This is a genomic window from Kineococcus indalonis, assembly GCF_009906395.1.
Taxonomy (GTDB): domain Bacteria; phylum Actinomycetota; class Actinomycetes; order Actinomycetales; family Kineococcaceae; genus Kineococcus; species Kineococcus indalonis.
The window spans coordinates 1-6,145 of record NZ_JAAALM010000224.1; the positions used below are offsets into that span (position 1 = coordinate 1).

The 6,145-nt window shown below is 78.2% G+C and carries 5 protein-coding genes; all 5 read left to right on the forward strand.

What is annotated here, in order from left to right; translation table 11 throughout:
- Positions 1 to 254: 254 nt before the first annotated feature.
- The 5 genes from GTR00_RS11990 to hemB all read left to right on the forward strand — a co-directional run bounded on the left by GTR00_RS11990 (position 255) and on the right by hemB (position 6,131).
- Positions 255 to 986 carry a redox-sensing transcriptional repressor Rex gene (locus GTR00_RS11990; RefSeq protein WP_166611857.1) on the forward strand — a complete coding sequence of 244 codons (732 nt, stop codon included), beginning with the start codon at positions 255 to 257 and terminating at the stop codon, positions 984 to 986.
- Positions 987 to 2,321 carry a glutamyl-tRNA reductase gene (locus GTR00_RS11995; protein ID WP_166611854.1) on the forward strand — a complete coding sequence of 445 codons (1,335 nt, stop codon included), beginning with the start codon at positions 987 to 989 and terminating at the stop codon, positions 2,319 to 2,321.
- Complete coding sequence (gene hemC / locus GTR00_RS12000) at positions 2,318 to 3,355, forward strand: hydroxymethylbilane synthase (protein ID WP_166611855.1); 1,038 nt, start codon at positions 2,318 to 2,320, stop codon at positions 3,353 to 3,355. The genes GTR00_RS11995 and hemC overlap by 4 nt, the downstream gene beginning before the upstream one ends.
- A 200-nt stretch (positions 3,356 to 3,555) precedes the next feature.
- A complete protein-coding gene (locus GTR00_RS12005) occupies positions 3,556 to 5,124 on the forward strand; it encodes a bifunctional uroporphyrinogen-III C-methyltransferase/uroporphyrinogen-III synthase (RefSeq protein ID WP_407659682.1) in 1,569 nt (522 codons plus the stop codon).
- The gene (gene hemB, locus GTR00_RS12010) at positions 5,121 to 6,131 is read left to right on the forward strand and encodes a porphobilinogen synthase (protein WP_166611856.1); all 1,011 of its coding nucleotides are present in this window, start codon (positions 5,121 to 5,123) and stop codon (positions 6,129 to 6,131) included. The genes GTR00_RS12005 and hemB overlap by 4 nt, the downstream gene beginning before the upstream one ends.
- Positions 6,132 to 6,145 lie beyond the last annotated feature (14 nt).

Genomic DNA, 6,145 nt, shown 5'->3' on the forward strand with positions numbered 1-6,145 from the left:
GCCGGGGGGCGGTGTGGCGGGACAGACACCCGCACGACTTTGTGCGCGCGTTCACAAACGCCTAGTCTGCTGGGGGCACCGCTGGGACGGCGCCCCGGCCCGGCAGGGCCGGTGAAGCGGCCGGCGGACCACGCCGGCGAGCACGTACGAGGGTGCCGGGTCTGACCGCAGTGGACGAGGACGACGTGAGCAGCGCGCGCCGCGACGGCGCGCACGCCGCCGAGGGCGCCGGCCGCCACCTCGGTGGTGCGGCGGTGGTCCCCGAGGCCACGGTGGCGCGGCTGCCGCAGTACCTGCGCGCGCTGACCGCGCTGGCCGAGGCCGGCTCGCGCACGGTGTCCTCCGAGGCGCTGGCCGAGGCCGCCGGCGTCGGCTCGGCCAAGCTGCGCAAGGACCTCTCGCACCTGGGCAGCTACGGCACCCGCGGCGTCGGCTACGACGTCGCCGAGCTGCAGCGGCACATCGCCGACCGCCTCGGGCAGGCGGGCAGCTGGCGGGTCGTCATCGTGGGCGTGGGCAACCTCGGCCACGCCCTGGCCGGGTACAGCGGCTTCGCCTCGCGCGGCTTCACCGTCGTCGGGCTCTTCGACGACGACCCCGCGGTGGTCGGGCAGGTCGTCGTCGGCCTGCGCGTGCGCCCGCTCGACGAGCTCGCCGAGGTCGTCGGCGGGCCCGGGTCCGCGATCGCCGTGCTGGCGGTGCCCGCCCAGCACGCGCAGGCGGTGTGCGACCGCCTCGTGGCGGCCGGCACCCGCAGCGTCCTCAACTTCGCCCCGACCGTGCTGCGCGTCCCCGACGGGGTGGACGTGCGCAAGGTCGACCTCGCCTCGGAGCTCCAGATCCTCGCCTTCCACGCCCAGCGCCGCGCGGCCCCGGCCGCCGCCGCCCCCGCTCCCGGCGCCGCCGCTCCCGCGCGCGGCGCCACCGGCGCCAGCGCCGGCCCGCTGCTGCCGCACGCGCTGCGCCGCGTCGAGGAGGTGGTCTGAGTGACCCTGATGGTCGTGGGCCTGTCCCACCGCACCGCCGCGCTGGAGGTGCTCGAGCGCGCCTCGTTCGACGCCGCCGCCGCGTCCCGCGCCGTGTCCGAGCTGACCGCCTCCCCGCACGTGGAGGAGGCGTTCGTGCTGTCCACCTGCAACCGGGTGGAGGTCTACTGCGACGTCACGCGCTTCCACGGCGCGGTGGCCGCGGTGGGCGAGGCGCTGGCGCGGCGCATCGGCGTGCCCCTGGACGAGCTGGGCGACCAGCTGTACGTGCACTACGAGGACGCCGGCGTGGAGCACCTGTTCCGGGTGGCGTGCGGGCTGGACTCGATGGCGGTGGGCGAGGCGCAGATCCTCGGCCAGCTGCGCGGCGCGCTGCGCGACCTGCACGAGACCGACCGCGGCGGCGGCGCCCTGGACCGCCTGCTGCAGACGGCGCTGCGGGTGGGCAAGCGCGCCCACTCCGAGACGTCCCTGGACTCCGCGGGCGCCTCCCTGGTGGACGCCTCCCTGGCCCGCGCCGAGCAGGTCGTCGGGCCGGTGGCGGGCCGGCGGGCCGTGGTGGTGGGCGCGGGCGCGATGAGCGCGCTGGTGGCCACCACGCTGGGCCGCGCCGGCGTGGAGGTCGTGGTCGCCAACCGCACCCCCGAGCGCGCGCAGCGCCTGGCGGCCGCGGTGGGCGGGCGCGCCGCGGGCCTGGACGCGCTGCGCGCGGAGGTCGCCGCCGCGGACCTCGTCGTCAGCTGCACCGGCGCCGTGGGGCACGTGCTGGACGTGGCGGTCGTGGCCAGCGCCCTGCTGGACCGCCCGCAGCGCCCGCTGTTCCTGGCCGACCTGGCGCTGCCGCGCGACATCGACCCGGACGTGGCCACGCTGCCGGGCGCGCACCTGGTGGACCTGGAGGGCCTGGGCGCGGACCTGGCGGGCACGGCCGTGGCCGACGACCTGCGCGCGGTGCGCACCATCGTCACCGAGGAGGTCGCGGCGTACGCGGCCTCGCTGCGGGTGGCCGACGTCGCCCCGACCGTGGTGGCGCTGCGGGCGCAGGCCCGGCACGTGGTGGACACCGAGATGCGCCGCCTGGCCGGGCGCGTGGAGCTGGACGACGCCGCGCGCGCCGAGGTGGACCGCGCCGTGCACCGCATCGTGGAGAAGCTGCTGCACACCCCCACGGTGCGGGTGAAGGAGCTGGCCGAGGCCCCCGGCGGGGCCGGCTACGCCGCCGCGCTGCGCGCCCTGTTCGACCTGGAGGTCGCCGGGGCGGCGGGCACGGGCCAGCGCGTGGGCGAGGCGCCGCTGTCGGGCACCGTCGCGGAGGCCGTGGGGAGGGTGTCGTGACGCGTCCGCTGCGCCTGGGCACCCGGCGCAGCGCCCTGGCCACCACCCAGAGCGGCTGGGTCGCCGACGCGCTGCGCGCGCGCGGCGCCGAGGTGGAGCTGGTGGAGATCACCACGCACGGCGACGTGGACCGCGCGCCGCTGGCCGTCATCGGCGGCACCGGCGTGTTCGTCTCCGCGCTGCGCGAGGCGCTGCTGGCCGGCGAGGTGGACCTGGCGGTGCACTCGCTGAAGGACCTGCCCACGGCCCCCGCCGAGGGCCTGGCCCTGGCGGCGGTGCCGCGGCGGGAGGACCCGCGCGACGTGCTGGTCGCCGCGGGCGGGCGCACCCTGGCGCAGCTGCCCGCGGGCGCGCGCGTGGGCACCGGCTCCCCGCGCCGGCGCGCGCTGCTGCTGGACGCCCGCCCCGACCTGGAGGTCGTGCCGGTGCGCGGCAACGTCGGCACCCGCCTGCGGATGGTGTCCTCCGGCGAGCTGGACGCCGTGGTGCTGGCAGCGGCGGGCCTGTCCCGCCTGGGGCGCCTGGGCGAGGCCACCGAGGTGCTCGACGCCGCGGCGTTCGTGCCGGCGCCCGGGCAGGGCGCGCTGGCCGTGGAGTGCCGCGCCGAGGACGCCGAGGTCGTCGCGGCGCTGGCCGCGCTGGACTCCCCGGCGGACCGCCTGGCGGTGCTGGCCGAGCGCCAGCTGCTGGCGAGCCTGGAGGCCGGCTGCTCGGCGCCGGTGGGCGCGCACGCCCGCCTGCAGGGCGGCGCGCTGCACCTGTCCCTGGCGGTGCAGGGCCCCGACGGGCTGGTGCGCCGCACCGCCGACGGCCCGGCCGCCGACCCCGCCGCGGCCCGCGCGCTGGGGGCGCGCACGGCCGCGGAGCTGCTCGCCGGTCCGCTGGCGGGCGCCGCCGACGCCCTGGAACCGCTCGCGGTGCCCGCCGCCGCGGGCACCGCACGACCTCCCGCCGCCGTCGGCGGCGGCGCGCTGGAGCACACCCCGGACCGAGCCACGGCCGGTCCACGTCCCGACCCGGAGAGTGGCTCGTGAGCACGACGACGAACAGCCCGGTCCTCGAGGCCGCCGAGGCCGCCGAGACCTCGCAGGCGCCCGACGCGCTGGCCGTGGGCGGCGAGGTGGCGGTCCTGACCGAGCACGCCCCCGCGCGCCCGCGGCGCTCCGCGCCGGCGGCCCCGGCGGGCTCCGCCGAGGGGGCCTCGGCCTCCGGGGCGGCCCGCCGGCTGGGGCACGTGTCGTTCGTGGGCGCGGGCCCCGGCGACCCGGGCCTGCTGACGCTGCGGGCGGTGGAGCTGCTGGGCGCCGCCGACGTGGTGGTGCTCGACGCCGGCAGCCGCGAGGACGTCGTGGCCCGCCACGGCCGTCCCGGCGTGCAGGTGCTCGACGCCGCGTTCGGCGAGGACGGCGAGCCGACCACGCGCGCCGCGCGCGCCCGCGTGGTGGTGAAGGCGGCGAAGACCGGCGGGCGCGTGGTGCGCCTGATGGACGGCGACCCCTCCACGTTCAGCGGCCTGGTGGAGGAGATCGCCGCGTGCCGCAAGGCGGGCGTCGGCTTCGACGTGGTGCCGGGGGTGTCCGCGGTGAGCGCGGTGCCGGCGTACGCGGGCGTGCCGATGACCACGGCGAGCACGACGAGCGTGAACGTGGTGCACCCGGCGGGCCGCTCGGTGGACTGGTCGCGGCACGCGGGCACCGACACCACCGTGGTGGTGCTGGGCACCGGCGACGACATCGCCGCCGCGGCGGTGGGCCTGCTGGCCGCCGGCCGGGCCGCCTCCACGCCGGTGGCGCTGACCTCGCACGGCACGACCACCACGCAGTCCACGACCACGACGACGCTGGGGGAGCTGGAGCCGATCGCCACCGCGATCGACGGCTCCCCGACGACCGCGGTGGTCGGGGACGTGGTGAGCCTGCGCGAGCAGGCGTCCTGGTACGAGACGAAGCCGCTGTTCGGCTGGCGGGTGCTGGTGCCGCGCACCAAGGAGCAGGCCGGTTCGCTCACCGCGCGCCTGGCCGAGCACGGGGCCACCGCGGAGGTCGTGCCGACGATCTCGGTGGAGCCGCCGCGCACGCCGCAGCAGATGGAGAAGGCCGTCAAGGGCCTGGTGACCGGCCGCTACGAGTGGATCGGCTTCACCTCCGTCAACGCGGTGAAGGCGGTGCGCGAGAAGTTCTCCGAGTACGGCCTGGACGCGCGCGCGTTCAGCGGCCTGAAGGTCGCCGCGGTGGGCGGGGTGACGGCCGACGCGCTGCGCGAGTGGGGCATCGAGCCGGACCTGGTGCCCGAGGGCGAGCAGTCCGCCACGGGCCTGCTGGCGGTGTGGCCGCCCTACGACGAGGTGCTGGACCCCATCGACCGGGTGTTCCTGCCGCGCGCGGACATCGCCACCGACACCCTGGTGGCGGGCCTGCAGGAGAACGGCTGGGAGGTCGACGACGTCACCGCGTACCGCACGGTGCGCGCGGCGCCGCCGGCCGCGCCGGTGCGCGAGGCCATCAAGACGGGCGCGTTCGACGCGGTGGTGTTCACCTCCAGCTCCACGGTGCGCAACCTCGTGGGCATCGCCGGCAAGCCGCACCCGTCCACGGTGGTGGCGTGCATCGGGCCGGCCACGGCCAAGACCGCCGAGGAGCACGGCCTGCGGGTGGACGTGCTGGCCGCGGAGCCGAACGCCGCCTCGCTGGTGGAGGCGCTGGCCGCGTACGGCGAGGGCCTGCGGGCGGAGGCCGCCGAGGCCGGCGAGCCGGTGCTGCGCCCGAGCCAGAGGAAGACCTCGGCGCGCCGGCGGGCCCGGTGAGCGCGCTGGGCCCGACCCGGCGCGCGGTGCCGGCGCTGCCGGTGCGCCCGCGCCGGCTGCGCGCCACGCCGGCGGTGCGCCGGCTGGTGACGGACGTGCGCCTGCACCCGGCGGACCTGGTGCTGCCGGTGTTCGTGCGCGAGGGCCTGGACGAGCCGCACCCGGTGCGCACCCTGCCGGGCGTGGTGCAGCACACCCGCGCCTCGCTGGTGGCCACCGCCAGGGAGGCGGTGGCCGCGGGCCTGGGCGGGCTGATGCTCTTCGGCGTGCCCGAGCGGCGCGACGCGGTGGGCTCGGGCGCCGACGACCCCGACGGCATCCTCAACGTGGCGCTGTCGGACGTGCGCGAGGCCGTCGGCGACGACCTCGTCGTCATGGCGGACCTGTGCCTGGACGAGTTCACCGACCACGGCCACTGCGGCGTGCTGGACACCCGGGGCCGGGTGGACAACGACGCCACGCTGGAGCGGTACGCCTCGATGGCGCTGGCGCAGGCGGCGGCGGGCGCGCACCTGCTGGGCCCCAGCGGGATGATGGACGGCCAGATCGGGCACCTGCGCGCGGTGCTGGACGACGCGGGCCGCGACGACGTGGCGATGCTGGCGTACGCGGTGAAGTACGCCAGCGCCTTCTACGGCCCGTTCCGCGAGGCCGTGGACTCGCAGCTGACGGGGGACCGGCGCACCTACCAGCAGGACCCGGCGGCCGGTGTCGCCGAGGCGCTGCGCGAGCTGCGCCTGGACCTGGCCGAGGGCGCGGACATGGTGATGGTCAAGCCGGGCCTGCCGTACCTGGACGTGCTGCGCGCGGTGGCCGACGTCGCCGACGTGCCGGTGGCCAGCTACCAGGTCTCCGGCGAGTACGCGATGGTGGAGTTCGCCGCGCAGGCCGGTGCCGTGGACCGCGAGCGGGTGGCGCTGGAGTCGCTGCTGGCGCTGCGCCGCGGCGGTGCGCAGGTGCTGCTGACGTACTGGGCGCTGGAGGCCGCGCAGCGCTGGCTGGGCTGACCGCCCGCCCCGCC